The 19489-nt window shown below is 65.2% G+C and carries 14 protein-coding genes; 7 read left to right on the forward strand and 7 right to left on the reverse strand.

Going from position 1 to position 19489, the window contains the following annotated elements; genetic code table 11:
- The first annotated feature begins 29 nt into the window (after nucleotides 1–29).
- Complete coding sequence (locus C0V72_RS06045) at nucleotides 30–2405, forward strand: TonB-dependent receptor (RefSeq protein WP_233999810.1); 2376 nt, start codon at nucleotides 30–32, stop codon at nucleotides 2403–2405.
- Nucleotides 2406–2462: 57 nt separating this feature from the next.
- Here the strand turns inward: C0V72_RS06045 and C0V72_RS06050 are convergent, their stop codons facing one another.
- Together C0V72_RS06050 and C0V72_RS06055 are read right to left on the reverse strand one after the other, a co-directional pair.
- Nucleotides 2463–2933: a hypothetical protein gene (locus tag C0V72_RS06050; protein ID WP_101792322.1), complete on the reverse strand. Its 471-nt coding sequence runs from the start codon at nucleotides 2931–2933 to the stop codon at nucleotides 2463–2465.
- Nucleotides 2930–3607 (reverse strand): YggS family pyridoxal phosphate-dependent enzyme, encoded by a 678-nt coding sequence (locus C0V72_RS06055; protein ID WP_101792323.1) that lies wholly within the window; start codon nucleotides 3605–3607, stop codon nucleotides 2930–2932. The genes C0V72_RS06050 and C0V72_RS06055 overlap by 4 nt, the downstream gene beginning before the upstream one ends.
- Here C0V72_RS06055 and C0V72_RS06060 point away from each other — a divergent pair.
- From C0V72_RS06060 to C0V72_RS06070, 3 genes are all read left to right on the forward strand, one after another.
- Complete coding sequence (locus tag C0V72_RS06060; protein ID WP_101792324.1) at nucleotides 3606–4166, forward strand: thiamine phosphate synthase; 561 nt, start codon at nucleotides 3606–3608, stop codon at nucleotides 4164–4166. The two genes, C0V72_RS06055 and C0V72_RS06060, sit on opposite strands and share 2 nt — an antisense overlap.
- A 75-nt stretch (nucleotides 4167–4241) precedes the next feature.
- Nucleotides 4242–6656: an FtsK/SpoIIIE family DNA translocase gene (locus tag C0V72_RS06065; protein ID WP_101792325.1), complete on the forward strand. Its 2415-nt coding sequence runs from the start codon at nucleotides 4242–4244 to the stop codon at nucleotides 6654–6656.
- A gap of 141 nt (nucleotides 6657–6797) precedes the next feature.
- The gene (locus C0V72_RS06070) at nucleotides 6798–9113 is read left to right on the forward strand and encodes a TonB-dependent receptor (RefSeq protein ID WP_101792326.1); all 2316 of its coding nucleotides are present in this window, start codon (nucleotides 6798–6800) and stop codon (nucleotides 9111–9113) included.
- Between the two features lie 7 nt (nucleotides 9114–9120).
- Here C0V72_RS06070 and C0V72_RS06075 read toward each other — a convergent pair whose 3' ends face one another.
- From C0V72_RS06075 to C0V72_RS06085, 3 genes are read right to left on the reverse strand one after another with little or no spacing between them, the layout of a single operon-like run.
- Nucleotides 9121–9672, reverse strand: a complete 552-nt coding sequence (locus C0V72_RS06075) for a GDYXXLXY domain-containing protein (protein WP_101792327.1) — start codon at nucleotides 9670–9672, stop codon at nucleotides 9121–9123.
- Nucleotides 9669–10787 carry a DUF2157 domain-containing protein gene (locus C0V72_RS06080; RefSeq protein WP_101792328.1) on the reverse strand — a complete coding sequence of 373 codons (1119 nt, stop codon included), beginning with the start codon at nucleotides 10785–10787 and terminating at the stop codon, nucleotides 9669–9671. Before C0V72_RS06080 ends, C0V72_RS06075 begins: the two co-directional genes overlap by 4 nt.
- 42 nt (nucleotides 10788–10829) lie before the next feature.
- A complete protein-coding gene (locus tag C0V72_RS06085; protein WP_101792329.1) occupies nucleotides 10830–11891 on the reverse strand; it encodes a substrate-binding domain-containing protein in 1062 nt (353 codons plus the stop codon).
- Between the two features lie 237 nt (nucleotides 11892–12128).
- Between C0V72_RS06085 and C0V72_RS06090 the strand changes: the two genes are divergently transcribed.
- Nucleotides 12129–13862 carry a GGDEF domain-containing protein gene (locus C0V72_RS06090; protein WP_233999811.1) on the forward strand — a complete coding sequence of 578 codons (1734 nt, stop codon included), beginning with the start codon at nucleotides 12129–12131 and terminating at the stop codon, nucleotides 13860–13862.
- A gap of 121 nt (nucleotides 13863–13983) precedes the next feature.
- Here the strand turns inward: C0V72_RS06090 and C0V72_RS06095 are convergent, their stop codons facing one another.
- Nucleotides 13984–14376 (reverse strand): acyl-CoA thioesterase, encoded by a 393-nt coding sequence (locus tag C0V72_RS06095; protein ID WP_101792331.1) that lies wholly within the window; start codon nucleotides 14374–14376, stop codon nucleotides 13984–13986.
- A gap of 79 nt (nucleotides 14377–14455) precedes the next feature.
- Between C0V72_RS06095 and C0V72_RS06100 the strand changes: the two genes are divergently transcribed.
- A complete protein-coding gene (locus tag C0V72_RS06100; RefSeq protein WP_101792332.1) occupies nucleotides 14456–15127 on the forward strand; it encodes a hypothetical protein in 672 nt (223 codons plus the stop codon).
- Here C0V72_RS06100 and C0V72_RS06105 read toward each other — a convergent pair.
- A complete protein-coding gene (locus C0V72_RS06105) occupies nucleotides 15090–17306 on the reverse strand; it encodes a S9 family peptidase (RefSeq protein WP_101792333.1) in 2217 nt (738 codons plus the stop codon). The two genes, C0V72_RS06100 and C0V72_RS06105, sit on opposite strands and share 38 nt — an antisense overlap.
- Nucleotides 17307–17441: 135 nt before the next feature.
- Between C0V72_RS06105 and C0V72_RS06110 the strand changes: the two genes are divergently transcribed.
- Nucleotides 17442–19274 (forward strand): aminopeptidase P family protein, encoded by a 1833-nt coding sequence (locus tag C0V72_RS06110; protein WP_101792334.1) that lies wholly within the window; start codon nucleotides 17442–17444, stop codon nucleotides 19272–19274.
- The last annotated feature ends 215 nt before the right edge of the window (nucleotides 19275–19489 follow it).

Consider the following 19489-nt stretch of genomic DNA (forward strand, 5'->3'; position numbering starts at 1 on the left):
CGGCTCTCAACTCAGGGAGAGTTATAAAAATGACAACTGGAAACCCCATGTCGGGCCGCATGCGGCTCGGCAAGCTGGCGTTGCTGCTCTCGGCCGCCACCCTCGCCCCCTTTGCCGCGCAGGCACAGGATGCTGAAGCCCCCGCCAGCGAAGCCCCCGCCACTGAAGACCGTGTCAGCACGCTTGACGGCCTCAACGAAATCCTCGTCACCGGCACCAAGACCAAGGACGCCGAAAACGTTCAGGACATTCCGCTGGCTGTGACCGCATTCAATGCCGGTACGCTCGAAGCCTTCAAGATCCGCGACATTTCGGGCCTGTCGTTCCAGGCCCCGACCGTCAGCCTCGATCAGGTCGGCACGAGCCGCGGCACCGCCAACTTCACCGTGCGCGGGCTTGGTATCAACTCGTCGATCCCCTCGATCGACCCCACCGTGGGCGTGTTTGTTGACGGGGTGTACCTCGGCATCAACGGCGGCGTGGTGTTCGACCTGTTCGACCTCGACAGCGTGGAAATCCTGCGCGGTCCGCAGGGCGTCTTGTTCGGCCGTAACGTGACCGGCGGCGCGGTGGTCATCAACACCGGCAACCCCACCGAAGACTTCCGCGGCAAGGTCCGCGCGTCGGTCGACGGCCCGGTCGACAGCGGCCGCGGCGGCCCCAACTACACTGTCAGCGGTGTGATCTCCGGCCCGATCGTCGAAGACGTGCTGTTGTTCAAGGTTGGCGCATACTACAACAATGACCGCGGCTACTTCACCAACCTGTTCGACGGATCGAACCACGGGGCGGCAGAAACCAAGATCCTGCGCGGCGCGTTGGAAGCGCGTCTGGGCGGCCTCACACTGCTGGGCAAGCTCGACTATTTTGAGAGCGAAGGCGATGGCCCCTCGGCCCAGAACCGTGCGTTCTTTGATCGCAACAGCTTCGATTTCTCGATCGACGAGCCGGGCAATTACGCCAACGAAATCTGGACCGGATCGCTCACCGCCACACTCGATGTCGGCCCTGGCACGCTGACCAACGTGTTCGGCTTCCGCGATTATTCGGCCACCACCCGCGGCGATATCGACGCGACCCCGCTCTTCCTGTTCCATTCGGACACGCGCACCGAACAGCAGCAGATTTCGAACGAATTGCGCTACGCGATGTCGTTCGACAGCCTCGACCTCACCTTTGGCGGGTTCTATTTCCAGCAGGATCTGGCTTACGATGAAAGCCGCGAACTGCGCCGCGATCTGCCCGTGAACCTGCGCCCGCCCGTCTTCTTTGGCGGCGGCAAGCAGGATCACGAAGTGATCGGCGTGTTCGCCAACGCGCAGTGGGAGTTTGTCGACAATCTCTCGCTGATCGCCGGCGTCCGCTGGAACCAGGAAACCAAGGATGCGGCGGTGACCTACATCACCCCGCGCGCACCGTGTTCGGTGGTTGCAGGCACCTGCCCCACCGGAACGCAGCCGTTCAACCCCGCCACCGAACGCAACGGGTTCACCGACGACGTCCGGTTCCGCAACGTCTCGCCCAAGCTGGGTCTGCAATATGAATTTGCCGACAGCCAGATCTATGGCCACTGGAGCCGTGGTTTCCGGTCGGGCGGTTACAACTTCCGCATCACCAACGTGGCCGTGTTCAACCGCGCCTTCGCGGCAACCGGCGCCTTGGGCTTTGATGAAGAACAGGTCGACAATTACGAAATCGGCGGCAAGTTCCAGACCGCCGACGGATCGTTCACGCTGAATGCCGCGGCCTACATCACCAAGGTCGGCAACATGCAGCGCGAAGTGAACCTGTCCGATCCGGGCGCGGGCGTGGTGCAGAACATCCTCAACACCGCCGATGCCACGATCAAGGGTTTTGAAGCCGAAGCCCGGATGCGGGTATCGGAATCGCTGGCCTTCACCGCCAACCTCGGCGTAATCGACGCGGCCTATGACCGGGTGCTGTTCGATATCTCGGGCGATGGCCGGATCAGCGATGCTGACCTCGCCCTCAGCCTGCCGCGCGTTCCCCCGGTGACGGTGGGCGCGGGCCTGATCCACGACTGGGATCTGGGTGGCAGCAGCATCCTGACCCGCGTGAACTACCAGTATCGTGACTTTGCCGCCTATACCGATGACAACTTCGGCTGGCTCAACGAGCTGAGCAATCTGGAAGCCAACATCACCTGGAACACCCCGATCGAAGGCTTGTCGCTGTCGCTGTATGGCCGCAACCTGCTCGATCAGGTGCAGGAAGGCGGCGATACGCAGGTTCCGTTCGGCGGACCGGTGGCCGCTGGCGGCGTGGTGCAGGGTCCGAATTCGGACGGTGTGCAGCAGCCCTTCCAGCAGCGTCCGGGCGGCGGCACCTTCTCGCCGCTGATGCGCGGCCGCAACGTCGGCATCGAAGCGATGTTTGAGTTCTAAGTCGCGCGCACATCGCGAACAAAGGGGGCGCTCCGGCAACGGGGCGCCCTTTTTCGTTCAGTCCTCGGCGGTGGCGAGCAGCAAGGCGATGGCAGACCCGTCAAAGGCGACGAAAGCCCATTCGAAGGTCGCCTGCGTGATCGGGTTCCAGCCGAAATACATCCGGTTGGTCATGATGTGCAGCTGGGCCGAATCAAAACAGGCGAGCCAGCCCTCTCCCATGGCCAGCGCATCATCCTCGCCCAGCCATGCCGCGTGCGAAAAGACCATGTCATGGCTGAAGGCCGCGACCAGCGCGGTGCGGGCCGATCGCGGGGCGTCTTTGCCGGCCTCGGCATCGAGCAGTTCCCAGTTCCCGCCGATCGGCTGGTAACCCAGACTGGTGACGAAGCGGTCAGCGCACGCGAAATGGAGCCCGGGCGGCGTATCCAGCGACTGCGCCCGAAAGGTAACCGTGGCCCCGGACGCGTTCAGGCGCGCGCGCCAGTTTTCAAAAAACGCCTCAAGCCGGGCCAGCGTCGCGCTCACGCGCGGGCTGCGCCTCTCTGGCCGAACAGCGCCGAACCCACCCGCACATGGGTCGCCCCCAGCATCACGGCGGTCTCGTAATCGCCGCTCATCCCCATGCTGAGCCCCGTAAGCCCATGATCCGCCGCCAATTTGGCGAGCAGCGCAAAGAACGGCGCGGCTTCGGTATCGGCCGGGGGGATGCACATCAGCCCCGCCAGCGGCACATCGGCGGCGCGCACCGCAGCGAGGAAAGCGGGCAATTCGCTGATAGGGCAGCCGCCCTTCTGCGCTTCGTCGCCAATATTGACCTGCACGAAACACGGCACACGCCGCCCCACCTTGTCCATCGCGCGTGCCAGCGCGGTCAACAGGCTGGGCCGGTCGAGCGAGTGGATCACGTCGAACAGCGCCACCGCCTCTTCCGCCTTGTTCGATTGCAGCTGGCCGATCAGGTGGAGTTCGATATCGGGGTGAGCTTCGCGCAAGGCGGGCCACTTGGCCTGCGCCTCCTGCACGCGGTTTTCGCCAAACACGCGCTGGCCCGCATCGATCAGCGGTTGGATCGCGGGCGCATCATGGGTCTTGCTGACCGCGATCAGCGTGACATCGGCAGGCGCGCGCCGCGCGGGTTTGCACACGCGGGCGATATTGGCTTGCACTTCAGCGAGACGGGCAGCAGCTGTCTTATCCATGGCGCTGCTCTATAGCGGGTGCGTGCCGGACGCAAAGACCCTCCCCCGCCTGTGGCTGATCAGTGACGCAAGAAATGACGCGCGGCTGGAAGCGGCGTTGGCCGCGCTGCCGCGCGGATCGGGGCTGATCTATCGCCATTACCATTTGCCGGGGCCGGCACGCTATGCGCGGTTCCGCGCGCTGCGGCGAATCGCGCGGGCCCGGGGGCATGTGACGATCCTGGCCGATTCGGCGCTGACGGCGCGGGAATGGGGAGCGGACGGGATCTACGGTGCGCCGCGCGCGCTGGCGCCGCGCCGGGCCGGACTGATCCACTTGGCCACCGCCCACAACCTTGCCGAACTGGGGCTGGCCGCGCGGCTGGGGGCGGATGCGGCGCTGCTGTCTCCGGTGTTCGCCACCCGCTCGCACCCCGGCGCTGGCGTGCTGGGACCGGTGCGCTTCCGGTTGCTCGCGCGGCAAGCCGCCCTGCCGGTGATCGCGCTGGGCGGCATGAGCGCCGCCCATGCCCGCGCGCTGGATTGGCCCGTGTGGGCCGCGATCGACGGGCTGAGTTAGCGCTGCCCCTGTCGCTCTTTCCTTGACCGCGAAGGCTCAAGGATTCATGATGTGTTCCGGTCAGGAGATACCCCAATGGCGAGCCGCGCGGCCCTTCCCAACAAACCCGGTCGCCAAACCGATGCGGAATGGCGTGCAGGCCTGCGCCGCAGCTTGCGCCGTCTGGTGCAGATGACAGGTGCGGGGCTGCTGCTGGGCGCAGCGGTGTTCCTTGCGCTGGCGCTGGCGAGCTATACCCAGACCGATCCCAGCCCCTCGACCGCAGCCGACCCCAGTGAAGTCGCCAACTGGATGGGCGCGAGCGGGGCGTGGGCGGCGGACCGGGTGCTGCTGATCTTCGGCCTGCCCGGCGTGCTGCTGCTGCCCTTGCTTTACGTCTCCGCCCGTAAGCTGTGGCGCGATGTCGAAAATGGGGACGAGCCCGAAACCACCGCCTGGTGGATGCCGACCGCGCTGCTGCTGGTCGCCATGTCGCTGATCGCGACCGTGCTCAGCCTGGTCTTCGACGGGCCGGGCGGCACGCTGCCTGCACAATCGGGCGGCATGGCCGGATTGCTGGGCGCGAGCGCGATCCAGGCCATCGCCGCGCGGTTTGGTGCCGGGGCGGAAGGCTGGGTGATCCTTGGCCTCGCTTTTGTCAGTCTGGCCGCCGGGGTCGCCTTGCTGACCCGGATCTTTGCCATCGACTGGCGCGTGCTGATGAGCCTGCCCGAATTTCTCGGCGGCGGATCGCTGGCGGGGCTTGCGCGCCGCGTGCCGCTGCCGCTGCCGGGCCGGCCTGCGGTGCCCGCGCTGGCCTTTGCCGGGGATGACGAGGATGAGGAGGCCGCCCCGCGCCCACGCCGCATCGCCAAAACCGACACAGCGCCCGCCCCGCTGGAAGATCGCCCGCGCCGCACGCCCGAAATCAGCGATCCTTCCGCCCCGCCCAAACGCGCCGCCACCGCCAGGACCGCGCAAGCCGACATGTTTGCCGCCTTCAAGCTGCCCAGCCTCGATCTGCTGGCCGAACCGCCGGCGGACAAAGGCCCCAAGCTCGACAAGCTGGCGCTCGAGCGTAACGCCCGCCTGCTCGAAAACGTGCTCGACGATTTCAACGTGAAGGGCGAAATCACCGCGGTGCGCACCGGCCCGGTGGTGACGATGTACGAGTTGGAGCCTGCGCCCGGCATCAAGGCCAGCCGGATCATCGGCCTCGCTGAAGACATCGCCCGCAATATGAGCGCGATTTCCGCGCGCGTCTCGCCGATCCCGGGGCGCACCGTCATGGGCATCGAACTGCCCAATCAGGATCGCCAGATGGTGGCCCTGAAAGAACTCGCCGCCTGCGCCGACTTTGTCGATGCCAAGGGCAACCTGCCGATCATTCTGGGCAAGGATATCGCGGGCGAGCCGATCATCGCTGATCTTGCCGCCATGCCGCACTTGCTGGTCGCGGGCACCACCGGGTCGGGCAAGTCGGTCGGCCTCAACGTGATCCTGCTTTCGCTATTGTACCGCTTCACGCCGACCGAACTGCGCCTGATCCTGATCGATCCCAAGGTGCTGGAACTGAAAACCTACGACGACATCCCACACCTGCTCTCGCCGGTGGTGACGGAGCCGGCCAAATCGGTGCGCGCGCTGAAATGGGCGGTCGAGGAAATGGAGCGGCGCTATCGGATGATGAGCGCGATTTCCTCGCGCAACATCCATTCCTTCAACGAAAAGGTCAGCGCCGCCATCGCCAAGGGCAAGCCATTGGGTCGCCGGGTGCAGACCGGGTTCGATCCCGAAACCGGCGAGCAGTTGTTCGAGGAAGAACAGCTCGATTACCAGCCGCTGCCCCAGATCGTGTTGATCGTCGACGAGCTGGCCGACTTGATGGTCACCATCGGCAAGGAAATCGAAGTCCTGATCCAGCGCCTCAGCCAGAAATCGCGCGCCGCCGGTATCCACCTTATCATGGCCACCCAGCGCCCCTCGGTCGATGTTATCACCGGGGTCATCAAGGCCAACCTGCCGACCCGCATCAGCTTCAAGGTGACCAGCCGAATCGACAGCCGCACGATCCTGGGCGAACAGGGCGCCGAACAATTGCTGGGCAAGGGCGACATGCTCTACAAGCCCAACACCGGCGCGATGGTGCGCGTGCACGGGCCCTTCGTCTCGGACGAGGAAGTGGAAGCGGTGGCGGATTTCTGGCGCGGTCAGGGCTCGCCCGAATATGTCGATGCGGTGACCGAAGAGCCGGAAGAAGGCTTCGGCTTCGGCTTTGAAGACGACATGACCGCCTCGGACAACCCCGAAGAACGCAAGTACCGTCAGGCCTGCCAGATCGTCATCGAAAACCAGAAGGCATCCGGCTCCTGGCTTCAGCGCCAGATGGGCGTGGGCTACAACACGGCCGCCAAATGGATCGAACGGATGGAGGAAGATGGGCTGGTCGGCCCGGCCAATCACGTCGGTCGGCGCGAGATCTACCGCGACAAGGATGGCAATCCGTTGTAATTTCACGCCGGGAATGATGCAGGAAAGCAACGTCACTAATGTGAAATAGTGCTGTCACGGATCCTTCTCGGCAAGGTCGCGGTAGCGTCACCAAGCGTTGCCACGGGCTTGACCTGTCTCATGCAACAGGGAAGGCAACTTATGCTCCGCACCTCATTTACGCGCGTCTCGCTGATCGCGCTCACCGCCACGCTCGCCGCCGCGCCCCACGCCGCTTTCGCTCAAGACAGCGATGCAGCTGCCGAGGATGACAGCGGGTCGGGCAACCAGATCATCGTCACCACCCAAAAGATCGAGCAGCGCGCGCTGGACGTGCCGATCACCATCTCGGCGCTCGCGGGCGAGCGGATCCGCGAACTGGGCGTGACCGATCTTGATGAACTGTCCTATTACACCCCCGGCCTGCTGATTCAGGAGCAGAGCGCCAACAACCCCGGCGTTGTGATCCGCGGCATTACCTCGGATAGCGGCTCGGCGCAGGAAGGCCCGCGCGTCACGCTCTATTACAATGGCGTCGATATTTCGCGCTCGCGCGGCAGCTATCAGGCGATCTACGATCTGGAACGGGTCGAAGTGGTCAAGGGCCCGCAGGCCACCTTGTTTGGCACCGCCAGCGCCGTGGGCGCGATCAGCCTTGTTTCGGCCCGCCCGCGCGAAGGGTTTTCGGGCGAAGTGCGCGGCAGCTACGGCAATTTCGACCAGACCATGGTGGGCGGCCACATCAATATCGGGTCCGACGTCATCGCCGCGCGCATCGCGGGCGAATGGCGCAAGCGCGATGGTTATGTCAGGAACCTCAGCCCGAACCAGACCAAGGATCTTTATGCCCAAGATCAGTTCGGGCTGCGCGCGTCGATCCGCTACACCCCCACCGACAGCTTCACGCTCGATCTGATCGGCACCTATGACCAGCAGCGCAATGGCGGAACGCCGTTCATTTCGGCCACCTTCCCGGCCTCGTCCGCCTCGCCCGGCGGCCCGGCCAATGCCTTTGTCGATGCCAATCTTGGCGGCCTCCCCTCGGCGGCAGCGACGCTGGGTGACGATCAGCTCGGCCTGAACCGCGAGGTTTACGATCTCAACCTTACCGCCGAATACCAGTTCTCCGACGAATGGACCTTCACCACGGTGAACGGCTACCGCGAGTTTGACAGCCTTGAGGTGTTCGATGCCGATGGTTCGGCCGCGCCGTTCCTCGAATTCACCGAATTCGCCAAGGGCTGGCAGGTCAGCCATGAAGGCCGGTTCAGCTATGCCGGCGAGAAGCTGCGCGCCAGCGCGGGCTGGAACATGTTCATCGAAGACGGCTTCCAGAACGTGCCGTTCGCTACCGAGGAGGGCGTCTTCCTCAGCTGCCTTGGCGGCCTGTTCGCCAACCCGCGCCGGCTGTGCGTTGCGCCCGATGGCAGCGTTCCTGCCCTTGGCGCGACCAACATCCCCTACAGCGCCATCCTGTTCCAGAACGAAGGCCGCAACGAAGCCTATTCGGTGTTCGCCGATGTGACCTGGCTGCCGACCGACGCGCTGGAACTGACCGCCGGTGTCCGCTTCCTTGACGAACTTCGCCGGTCGAGCTTTTCCAACAACATCCCCAACAGCAGGCTGACCGGCGCGCCGCTGATCCCCGGCGGGGTCAATACCGGCGGGCTTGTGTTCACGGTTGAAGAGGAGTTTCAGGCGGTGTTGCCGCGCTTCAACGCGCTGTACCGCATCAGCGATGATGTGAACGTCTATGCCACCATCTCCAAGGGCCGCCGTTCGCCCGTGGTGCAGCTGAACGCCCGCCGTGACGGGGCCAACGTGGTCGCCAACCGCACCGACGTGGATGCGGAAATCGTCTGGAACTACGAAGGCGGGATCAAGCTTGCCGCTGGCCCGGTGTCCGCCTCGCTCGGCGTCTATTACCAGGTCTATGACAACTTCCAGGTCTCGATCCCCGATCCGGCGCGTCCCGGCACCACCATCACGGTCAGCGCCGGCAGTGCCAGCAACCTTGGCGTCGAAGGCGAGCTGGCGGTTGATCTTGCCGACTGGCTCAACGTGTTCGGCAATTTCGGCTTCATCGACGGCGGGGTCGATAATGACCCGGCCAACGGCAACCTTGCCGGATCGCGCTTCCGCCTCCAGCCGGAATGGCAGGCCTCGGGCGGCTTCACGGTCGATTACGACTTTGGCGGCGCGCGGTTCTTCGCCACGCCGACTGTCACCCACCGCAGCACAATCTTCTTCCAGGTGCCCAACTCCAACCTGCTGTCGCAGGGGCCGGTGACACTGGTGAACGCCCGCGCCGGGGTAAGCTTTGCCGATGAGCGGTATGAAATCGCCGGTTTCATCCGCAATGCCTTCAATGAAGACTTCCTGCTGGATGCCGGCAACACCGGCAACGGGTTCGGCGTCCCAACCTTCATTCCGGGCGAGCCGCGGTTCTACGGGGTGGAAGTCACCGCCAAGTTCTGAGCCTGCCCTACCGGGACATAATGGCGGGCGGGGGGCGCAAATCCTCCGCCCGCTGCGCCTCACGCTCGGCGATTTCTTGCGGTGTCAGCGGGCGAAAGCGGATGCTGATGGGGGTGAAGCTGCCGTCGTCGCGCTGGCGGATCGTCACGATCCCGCGCTGATCGCTGCGGCGCAGCTGCGCGTCGAGCTTCGCGGCGCGGTCCTGCCCCACATACAACCGGCCGCGGATCAGCCCGTTGGTGCCGTAAACGTCCCCCGGTGCCGCGCGCAGCGGGTGGGCGCAGGTATCGCCATCGCGCAGGGCGCTGACCGACGCGATAACCGGCGCCGTGCCCGACAGGCACAGCGCGTCCAGCGGAGCCGCCTGTCCGGCACCTGCTCCCGGCCAATCATAACCAAACTCGGCATAATGCCCGCGCAGGATATCGCGCGGATCATAGCCGGTGACCGGCACCTCCCATTCGGTGCCCTGATGGTAGGTCTGGTCGCTCATTCCCCACAGCATCGCAAGACCGAGCAGCGGGACTGTGACCGCAGCGAGGCGCACCATCGGGTTCATGCCCCGCTCTCCTGCGCATCAGGGGCAAAGCGCCGCGACACCCGGACCGCGCCCCATGCGACGCCGAGGATCATCACGCCCGCCGCAATCAGCCCAAAGCCGCTGGTCAAAAGGTCGCCCGCCAGTTCAAAGCTGAGCGCGATCAGCCGCAGCGCGATCACCCCCACCGCCAGCTGAAAGACCCCGCGCCACTGCGCCGCCAGCGCGGCCGCGGCGATCCCGGACCACAGCAGCATGAACAAGAGCGCCGCCGCCAGCGTGCGATCATTGACGATATCGGCCAGCGGCAGCGCCGCACCAGCCCCGATGATGATCGCGCCGGCCATCCGGCCCGAAAGGCCCCGCCGCACCGCGATCACGCCGCCGCCCGCCACCACCGCCACCGCGCCGGCCACCAGCATGCTGACGCCGATGATCCCGCCATCGTTTTGGTCGAAGCCATCCGCACTGGCGAGCGCGCAGGCCGCCGAGGCTGCGGCCACCGCATAGGCGAGCGCGAGTTGTTCAAGCCGCCGCCAGAAAACCGGGCGCTCGCTGCGCGCCCGCATCGCGGCGGCGAGCGGGGCAAGCAGCACGGGCAGGGCGGTGATGAACCCGTCATCGAAATAGCGCCCGGCTGCCGCATAATCCCACACGCACCACACCATGCCGCCCAGCACGGCGAGCGCGGTCGGCCAGCTGCGGCCCGTCAGCAGCAGCAGCGGTGCAAACAGCGCCAGCCAAGCCGCCAGCGGCTGCCACAGCGGCGAGGCGGTCTGATAGACCTGGCCCAGATGCCCGAAAAAGGTGAGGCCCAGCGCGGCGGTGACGAAGACGAGGGCTTCGGCCGCCCAGGGCGAGCGTTCGGCCAGTTGCTGTTCACGCAGGAACAACCCGGCCAGCAGCCCCGCAATCAGCGCCAGATGCACCGCCAGCCGCAGCAGCCCCGGGATCTCCTCCCAGTTGGCCGCCACCACCGACACCAGACCCAGCCCGATGGCGAGCGCCCCGATGCCATACACCGCCCACACCGCCAGCGGGCGGGCATGCGCGGTTTCATAGGCAGCCAGCCGATCGCGCGTCGCCGCATCGATCAGGCCGGCTGCGTGCCATTCGGCAAGTTTGCGCGCGCTCATGCCTGCCAGCCTAATCGCTGGCAGGGCGCAGGGCAATCGCGCTTACTTCGCTTCGAGTTCGGCCTTGGTCAGCACGGTCATGCCCTGAACCTTGGCCGCGTTGGCCTGCATCACATCTGCGGGCATCGCCACCATCCCGATCCGGGCGAGCGGGCCGCCCTTGCCCCAGCTCTTGACCCATTCCTTCATGAAATCTTCCAGCCCGGGAATGGCGCGCATGTGTTCTTTCTTGACGTAGACGAACAGCGGCCGGGCACCGGGATAGGCGAAGCTGGCGATGTTTTCGTAAGTCGGCTGGACGCTGTTCATCGGCAGGCCCTGCACCTTGTCGGTGTTTTCTTCGAGATAGGAATAGCCGAAAACGCCCACCGCGCGCGGGTTGCCGACGATCTTCTGGACGATCAGATTGTCCTGTTCGCCCTGATCGACATAGCCGCCATCGTCGCGCACTTCGGTGCAGATCTGCTTGTACTGCTCTTCATCGCTGTCTTTCAGCGCCTTCATGGCGGGATCGGACTTGCACCCGGCTTCCAGCACCAGTTCTTTCAGCGCATCGCGCGTACCCGACGTGCTGGGCGGGCCGTAAACGAGGATCGGATCGGCCGGCAGCGCCGGGTCGACATCCTTCCAGGTCTTGGCGGTCTGCGGCTTGCCATAGGGGCGCGCCGCCAGCGCTTCGTACACGGTCTTGGGCGACAGGTTCAGCATGATCCCGCCATTGGCCGAGGCAAAAGCGATGCCGTCCAGCCCGACCTGCAATTCGATCACCTCGTCCACCTTGTTGGCGGCGCAGGAATCAAACTCCGACGGCTTCATCCGGCGCGAGGCGTTGACCATGTCCGGCGTGTTGGGCCCAAGGCCCGAACAAAACAGCTGGATGCCATTGCCCGTACCGGTGGATTCGATCAGCGGCGAGCGCATGTCGGGAAAGCTGCGCGAGAAGTTCTCGGCCACCACCTTCGCGAAGGGATAGACGGTCGACGAGCCGACGGCATGAACCGATTGCTGGGTCGCACCGCCGCCGCTGTCGCAGGCGGTCAGGGTCGCGGCGGCCAGCGAAAGCAAGGCGCCCGTTTTGATCGAGGCAATGATGCGATGTGTCATGACAAAAATCCTGATGAGCAGCGCAGATCGGTGCCCGCTGCCGCCGCGCTAGGGCCGTTTCATGACAAGCTTGTGACTGTCCCGCAGCGCCGCGCCAGTGATGGCCGCGGCGCGATCCCCAGCGAATGGGCGGGCCGCCCAAACCCATGAGAACGCCTGACTTTATCTCCAAAATGGAGCAAATGGGCTTAACAGCATCGTAAGAGCTTGCATGGTATCTCCCCGCGGATGAACGTGATGCGCCTTCTGGTCCGGCTTGCTGCTGCAGCTTTGCTGCTGGTGATGCTGGCTGCCCGGCCAGCGGCGGCAGAACATCGCGATGCTTCGTCAGCGGCGGCAACTTGCCATGCCGCATCGGGGACAGAGCGCAGCGTTGTCGCCATGACAGCCGCGCAGGCGTGGACATGCTACGCTGGCGATTGGCGCGCCGACCAGCCTGTGGCGTGGCTTCGCTTCGATGCTGCGGCGTGGAAGAACGGCGCCGTACCGCGCTATTTCTACAGCCGAACCGCCCGGCATCAGCGCATCACGCTGACCGCGGTGGATGCCAATGGGACCTTGCGCAGCCGCAGTTACGCCGAGGCCGAGGGCGAAGCCTTTGCCGCTGGCCCGGTGTTCCGCTTGGCCCTGCCAGACATCACCCCTGACACCCGGATGATCATCGCCCGGATTGAGCGCCCCCATTCGATCCCGCTGCTGACCGAAGCCCGGCTGATCCGGCATTCCGAAAGCGCCGCCCGCACCCAGCTGGAGATGATGGTGCTGGCGATCGTGCTGGGGATGCTGGTGCTGCCGCTGTTGTTCGACTTCAATTTCTTCCTTGTCCTGCAGGAACGCTTTGTCCTGTTCCACGCGCTGATGGTGACAGGGATGATGGGCTATGTGCTGTTTGCAGGGGGGCTGATTTCGGCCTTTGTTACGCTGCCGGTGGCATTGCTGGCGGTGCTGGCGCCGCTATCATGGGCGATTGGCTGCGGGGCTGCGCTACTGTTCCTGAGCGGCTTTCTGGAACCGGCTGCGCTGGCCCCGAAGGTGCGGCGCTTTATGTTCTGGGCGGGGTGCTGGACGATTGCGGTGCCGGGCCTGTTTTCGCTTCAGCTCCACGCAACGCAATCCTTCGATGATCTGGCCTATTTCGTCAGCATCACGCCAGCCGCCTTCATCGTCTGTTTTGGCATTGCCCATGCACTGCTGCGCGGCAGCCGTTCGGCGCGGTTTATCGCCGTCGCCTGGGCACCGCTGATTGCAGCCTCGATGGAGCGGCTGGCACGCGGGCTGGGCCTGCACAGCGGGCCATCCAGCCTTGATCTGATGATGTTCGTGGCGACCGGGATCGAGGTCGTGATTATCAGCCTGGCGATTGCTGACCGGTTCCTCGCGATCCGGCAGGAACGCGATGCCGCGCTGACCGAAGCGAAGATGCTCGAACAGATTTCCGCCCGCGATTCGCTCACGGGCCTGATGAACCGCCGCGCGATCGAGGCGCGCTTCGATGAACTGCTGACGCAGGGCTTTGATACCTTTGCGCTGGTCGATCTCGACCGGTTCAAGGCGATCAACGATCTGCACGGCCATCAGGTGGGCGATGCCGCGCTGATTGCCTGCGCCGGGGCATTGCGTGCCAGCGGGGACCGTGATGCGGTGGCGGTCCGGCTGGGGGGCGAGGAGTTTGTGGTGCTGCTGCGCGGACCGCGCTCGCTCGAACGGGCCGAGGCGCTGCGCCAGGCCATCCCGATCCGGATCGCCGCCGAAGTGCCGGGGCTGCAACTGCCGGTCACCGCCAGCATGGGCGTGGTCGTGGTGGAGGAAGCGGGCCGCCAGGCGATGGCCTTTGCCGAATTCTACGCCCGCGCCGATGCGCTGATGTACGAAGCCAAGGCGGCGGGCCGCAACCGGCTGGCCTATGAACGCCTGACCGTGTTTCGCAGCGCGCCCGCCGCGCGCCAATCATCGGCAGACCGCGCGGCTTAACGTGTTTTCAATCGCGCTGACGCGCGATGCGTACCACCCGCCCCGCCTCCCAGCCCGGCCACCATAACATAGTGGGACTATTGGTGGCCGGGCGGGGAGGCGGGGCGGGTGGTATGACACGTCACAAGAACGGCGCCAGCACCTCGGGCCGCACCCGCGCCAGACGCCCGGTCGCCCGGTCGAGCATCGCCCAGGTCGTCGCCGCACTGACGAGGCGTTTACCGCCCGCATCAGTGAACTCCACCCGGCGCAGCGACTTCGCGCCCATGGCCGGCCCCTCGATCCAGGTGGTCGCAGTCACGCTCTCCCCTTCCGAGATATTGCCGCGATAATCGATCTCGTGCCGCACCACGACCCAGAAATACGCCGCGCGGTCTTCCGGGCGGGCGACGGCGTCCCAATGCTGGGTGGCCATATCCTGAATCCACTGCACCCATACGGTGTTGTTGACGTGGCCAAGTTCGTCGATGTGCTGCGGCTCGGCGCGGAAGGTGTGGGTGAAGGGCATCGGCATGGCGGCGGCCTAGACCCGCAGGCGCGCGCGGGCAAGGATCGCAAGGGCTTGTTAGCCCCCCGCTGATACCCTGCGCAGTATGAGCGACGACTCCTCCGACCCGCCCGAACGCCCGGACCGCGGCTTGCGTCCGTCGGTGGACTGGAGCAACCAGCGGCCCGGCGCGCGCAGCCTCTATATCGGCCCGGAAGGCATCTTCACCCATCAGGATGGCAAGCTCAAGCCGATGGCCGATGCGGTTGACATCTTCTGGGATGCGGTCGCGCATGATCCGCGCGGGTGGAACCGCGCGCTGCGCGGCTATGACTGGCTGCTCGCCCACGCCGCCGAGGCCACGCGCGAGGATGTGCGCCGCACGCTGGGCTGGCTGGAGGGCGCGATCGGCCTCAGGGACCGCACCGCCGCCGTCGCCGCCTGCCGCTATCTCGCCGCGATACCGGCCGTGCTGCTGGCGAGCGACTATGGCCGGTTGATGGCGATCTTCAACAGCCGCAAGGTCGGGATGGTGTGGCTGGTGACGCCTGACCTCGACCAGCGCCCGCTGCCGCGCGGCCCGATCCCGGTGTTCGGCAAGGAAGCGGGTTTCGGCCTGATCCGCGCGGTGCCGGAGCTATACCTGAAAATGGCGCTGTTCGGCCCCGAGATGGAGGCCATCGTCATCCAGCTGGTGGAGGAAGCGATCGACTATAATGTCTCGCTTCCTCCGGAGCTTATCAGTCTTGCGGGGCCATCCCCATCTGCCACAGGATAAAGGCGAACTCCTCCGCCGTTTCCTTCAGGCTGTTCCAGCGCCCCGATTGCCCGCCGTGGCCTGCGCCCATGTTGGTCTTGAGCAGCAGCAGGTTATCATCGGTCTTCAGCTCGCGCAGCTTGGCGACCCACTTGGCGGGTTCCCAATAGGTCACGCGCGGATCGTTGAGGCCCGCAGTCACCAGCATCGGCGGGTATGCCTTGGCCACCACCTGATCATAGGGCGAATAGGACAGCATATAGGCAAACGCCGCCTTGTCGGTGATGGGGTTGCCCCATTCCTGCCATTCGCCCGGCGTGAGGGGGAGCTTTTCGTTCAGCATGGTGCCCACCACATCCACGAAGGGCACATGCGCGACGATGGCGCCATATTGCGACGGGTCCTGATTGATGATCGCTCCCATCAATTCGCCGCCCGCCGATCCGCCGCTGGCGGTGACTTTGCCTTCCGCGGTGTAGCCCTTGGCGATCAACCCCCGGCCCACATCAACGAAATCGTTGAAGGTGTTGGTGCGATCGAACAGCTTGCCTTGCAGATACCAACGCCGCCCCAGATCATCGCCGCCGCGAATATGCGCGATGGCATAGGCGAAGCCGCGATCCACCAGGCTGAGGCGCGAGGTCGAAAAGCCCGGCGGGATGGCATAGCCATAGGCGCCGTAAGCATAAAGGTGCAGCGGCCCCGGCCCTTCGATGCCGGCCTGCTTGAGGATTTCGGCGCGGTCCTTGCGCATCACGATGCTGACCGGCACCATCGTCCCGTCGCGCGCCTGCACGCTCAGGCGCTCGGTGACATAGAGGCTCGCGTCATAGCCGCTGGGGATTTCCTGCGTCTTCAGCGTTTCCAGCCCGCCGGTTGCCACGTCGTAATCATAGACCGTGCCGGGCGTGACCATGCTTTGATAGGACAGCCGCAGCTTGGTCATGGCATATTCGGGATTGTTCGACAGACCCGCCGTATAGCTGGCTTCGGGAAAGGCGATCGGCGTGATTTTCGCTGCATCGCTGTATTGGCGCAGCTGAATCTGGTCGAGGCCGTCCAGCCGCCCTTCGGTGACGTAGAAATCCTTGAACAGATCGAACCCGGTCAGATAGAAATCATCCGACCCGGCAATCACCGTCTGCCAGTCACCCGGCGTCTTCAGGTCCGCTTTGGCGAGGCGGAAGTTGATGTGGTCGTCGTTGGTCCACACCCACAATTCGCCGTCACGCACATCGACCGAATATTCCACGCCCTTCTTGCGCGCCTTCACCAGAATGGGTTCTGCCGTGGGATTGGCCGCAGGGACAAGCCGCACTTCGCTCGTCTCGTTGTCGCCGGTGGCGATAATCAGCCAGTCTTCCTGTGCGGATAGCCCGGTGCCGACGCCGAAGGACTGGTCCTCCTCCTTGTAGAGCGTCACATCCTCGCTCACCGGGGTGCCGATGACGTGCATCCTGGCTTCGAGCGTGCGCCATTCCTCGGTCGAGGGGCCATAGACCAGCGCGGTGTCACCTTTCACCCACACCAGATCGCCGCGCAGGTTTTCAATCACATCGGGCAAGTGCTCGCCGGTCTGCAAATCCTTGATCCGCGCGGTGTAGCGTTCCGAGCCATTGGTGTCGGTGGCATAGGCGAGAAAGCGCTGGTTCTGGCTGATCGAGGCCGCGCCGAGGCGGAAATATTCCTGCCCTTCGGCCAATGCGTTTTCGTCAATCAGCAGCTCGGCCTCACCGCCCGCCACGGGCTTACGGTAATGCTTGCGATACTGCGCGCCTTCCTCGAACTCGCTCCAGTAAAGGTAATCGCCGTCCTTCTGGGGCACGGTCGAATCGTCTTCCTTGATGCGGGCGCGCATTTCCTTGAACAGCGCATCGGTCAGCGGTGCCTGCGCGGCCATCTTGTATTCGAAATAGGCGTTTTCGGTGTTCAGATATTGCAGCACATCCGCGTCATCCACGACGGGGTAGGACTTGTCATAGAGCCAGTCATAGGGGTCTTCGACCGTGATCCCGTGGACGGTGTAGGTGTGCGGCCGCTTTTCGGCGACCGGCTTGGGCATGTCATTCGTCACAGTCGGCATTTCCTCTTGTGTTTTCGCGCTGACGGCAGTGGCTCCCAAGGTGGTGCCAACACTCGCAAAGGCAAGCCCGAAGGCAAGCGCTCTGGCAAGGGCGAGCTGGCTGATCGGGCGGGTCATATGCGGTGTTCCCCTGATGCGACCCGGCGCGATGCGTCCGGGTAGAAAGCGGCCGCCATTGGGCCTATGTTGGCGGTTCTAATGCGACATTCGGGCGCGGCAAGTGCCTCGCGCCTTTGGCCAAGGACTGACGAAATGCTGATGCAGACCCCCCAACTCTCCGGCTCAGCCCGCCTTGCCGCCTTGCGCGAGGAACTGAAGCGGCGCGGGCTGGACGGGTTCGTCATCCCCATTTCGGATGAACATATGAGCGAATATGTCGGCGATTATGCCCAGCGGCTGGGCTGGCTGACGGGCTTTCGCGGTTCGGCGGGGTTTGCCTGCGTCACCCTGACCCATGCCGCGATCTTCGTCGATGGCCGCTACACCGTGCAGGTGCGCGAGCAGGTGGACGCCGACCTGTTCGAATACCGCTCGGTCCCCAAGGATACGCTCGCCGGCTGGCTGGCCGAAGTGTGCGAGAACGGCGCGCGCATCGCCTATGATCCCTGGCTGCACACCTGGGGCTGGGTCGAGGCGCTGGAACAACGGCTGGAGCCCAAGGGCATCACGCTGGTGCCGGAAGGCAGCAACCCGATTGACGCGGTGTGGCCTGATCGCCCCGCCCCCTCGCCCGCCGTGGCCGTGCCGCATGACGAGGCGGTGGCGGGCCGCACATCGGCAGACAAGCGCGCCGCCGTGGCCGATTGGCTGGTGCGCGAAGGCCATGATGCGGTGGTGATCCCGGCGCTCGATTCGGTCGCATGGCTGCTCAACATTCGCGGCGCGGACGTGCCGCATACCCCTGTCGCGCTGTCCTATGTGATCGCCCATAAGGATGGCAGCGCCGAGCTGTTCATCGCGCCCGAAAAGGTCACGCCGGAGCTGACCCGGCACCTCGGCAATGCAGTGACAATCCGTGACCGGGCGGCGTTTGAAAGCGCGCTGGCCGCGGATTTTGCGGGCAAGAGCGTCGCGCTCGATCCCGATTTCGCCGTCGTCGGCATCGCGCAAGGCTTGCGCGCGGGCGGGGCGAGCTTCGCGTTCAAGCAGGACCCGACGATCCTCGCCAAAGCGATCAAGAACCCGGCGGAACAGGCCGGGCACCGCGACGCACAGGCGCGCGACGGCGCGGCGGTGTCCAGGTTCCTGCGCTGGCTGGAAATCGAAGCACCCAAGGGCGAGGTCGACGAACTCTCCGCCGCTGCGCGGTTGCAAGCCTTCCGCGAAGAAGACCCGGGCCTGTCCGACCTCAGTTTCGATACGATCTCGGCCGCCGCGGGCCATGCCGCGCTGCCGCATTACAAGGTGGACGACGACAGCAATATCCTGATCCCGCCGGGCTCGATCTATCTGGTCGATTCGGGCGGGCAATATCCGGGCGGCACCACGGATATCACCCGCACCGTCTGGATCGGAACGCCCGATGGTTCGGCCGCGCCGACAGCGGAAATGCGCGACCGCAACACGCGCGTGCTGAAAGGTCATATCCAGCTGGCCCGCGCCGTGTTTCCGCAAGGCACCAGCGGCGGGCAGCTTGATGTGCTGGCGCGGCAATATCTGTGGGAGGCAGGCGTCGATTACGCGCACGGGACAGGGCACGGCGTGGGCAGCGTGCTCGCGGTGCACGAAGGTCCGCAGCGCATCGCGAAGCCCAGCGGCGGGCAGGCGGGCACGGGGCAGGAACTGCACGCCGGTATGATCCTTTCGAACGAGCCGGGCTATTACAAGCCGGGCGCCTTCGGCATCCGCATCGAAAATCTGGTGCTGGTCGAGGAACGCGAGATGGCGGGCGCGGAAGGCAGATATCTCGGGTTCGAGACGCTGACCTTCGTGCCGCTGGATCGCAAGCTGATCGCGCGCGACCTGCTGACAGCCGAGGAAATCGCATGGGTCGATGCCTATCACGCGAAAGTGCGCGATGTGCTCAGCCCAAGGCTGACCGGCGAGGATCTGGCGTGGGTGGAGCGCGAAACCGCGCCGCTCTGAGCCACCTTCGTCGCCCCGTGCTTGACACGGGGCTTGGCTTCTTTGTTTCGCGTGCCCGCCTTGCGCGGGCACGTCCTCGGCGCTGTTCCTCCCCCCGGATCAAGTCCGGGATCCGGGCGCCTTCGGGCGCGCGGTCGTGCTTGCGGCCCGTCCCTTGGCGGGCCGTTTCGCTGCCATGTCGCGGCTTGTTACGAGCCTTTCGTTCCTGTAATGTT

Origin of the sequence: Porphyrobacter sp. TH134 (genome assembly GCF_002855495.1) — a bacterium.
In the GTDB taxonomy this organism is placed as follows: domain Bacteria; phylum Pseudomonadota; class Alphaproteobacteria; order Sphingomonadales; family Sphingomonadaceae; genus Erythrobacter.